2 protein-coding genes are annotated in these 926 nt (G+C 60.6%); one reads left to right on the top strand and one right to left on the bottom strand.

Features of this window, described 5'->3' with window-relative positions; translation table 11 throughout:
• Positions 1–147: 147 nt before the first annotated feature.
• The gene (locus EOA29_RS38090; RefSeq protein WP_126094328.1) at positions 148–615 is read left to right on the top strand and encodes an Lrp/AsnC family transcriptional regulator; all 468 of its coding nucleotides are present in this window, start codon (positions 148–150) and stop codon (positions 613–615) included.
• A gap of 185 nt (positions 616–800) precedes the next feature.
• Here the strand turns inward: EOA29_RS38090 and EOA29_RS38085 are convergent.
• Positions 801–926 (bottom strand): sulfur transferase domain-containing protein (locus EOA29_RS38085; protein ID WP_245468775.1); only part of this gene is annotated, 126 nt, incomplete at its 5' end.

The raw sequence follows: 926 nt of genomic DNA, 5'->3' as shown, positions 1-926 counted from the left end.
GGGGCCCATGGCAGTCCTCCGAAAAGCTGTTTGGCCGTTTCTGGCCATCCTTATCCATTATAGCGCCGGACGACCGCACGATGCTTGCATTCAAGCGCTTGAAATGCTCATGTTGTGCGTAAAACGTGCATGGATGGAGAAAAATCCATGAATGATGAGCGTATTGATCAATTTGACCGCAAGATACTGGCGTTGCTGCAGGGCGACGCGCGGCTCACCAACAATGATTTGTCGGAGCGCGTGAACCTCTCGCCCTCGCAATGCTCGCGCCGGCGCCAACGGCTGGAAGAGGACGGCTATATCAGGGGCTACCGCGCTGTGCTTGACCGCGACCGCCTCGGCTTTTCGCTGGTCAACGTCATCTCGGTGACCTTGGCCACCCACAACCGCGACAACGCGCGGCGCTTCGGCGAGCTGGTGGCGCGGCTGCCCGAGGTGCAGGAGGCGCATGCGCTGACCGGCGAGATGGACTACATCCTGAAAGTGGTGACGCCCGACCTCAAATCGCTGGCGGAGTTCGTCAACGGTGTGTTGCTGCCGCACGAATCCGTGCAGCATGTGAAGACGGCGATCGTGCTGGAAACGCTGAAGGAAACCGGCGCGCTGCCGATTTAAGGTGTGCTGATATTCAGGTGAGGCCGGTCTACAAACGGCAGCTTCCTGCGCTTCCGGCCTTCGCCGGCCGAAGCACTCATGAGTGGCATTGCAGTTAAGGCCACGGCCGGCGTAGGCCGGTTCTCGGAAGCCGCCATCTTCGACTCGGCCCGACCTGAATCTCAGCACACCTTCGCTGGAAATCCTCAGCCCCGCTGCTGCTGGATCAGCCCATAGAGGTTGGTGCAGCGTGCGCCGGAGCGGCAATAGGCGAACACCGGGCCTTCGAGCTCATCGAGCGCCTCTGCCTGGTCCTCGACATTGTTCATGGT

Source organism: Mesorhizobium sp. M1E.F.Ca.ET.063.01.1.1 (assembly GCF_003998155.1).
Lineage (GTDB): Bacteria > Pseudomonadota > Alphaproteobacteria > Rhizobiales > Rhizobiaceae > Mesorhizobium.
The sequence above is the reverse complement of the archived record's forward strand: the minus strand, read 5'-3'. Positions and strand labels throughout refer to the sequence as shown.

Excerpts from the sequence above, each read along its gene's own strand:
- EOA29_RS38090 (WP_126094328.1), top strand. The coding sequence starts at position 148 with ATGAATGATGAGCGTATTGATCAATTTGACCGCAAGATACTGGCGTTG.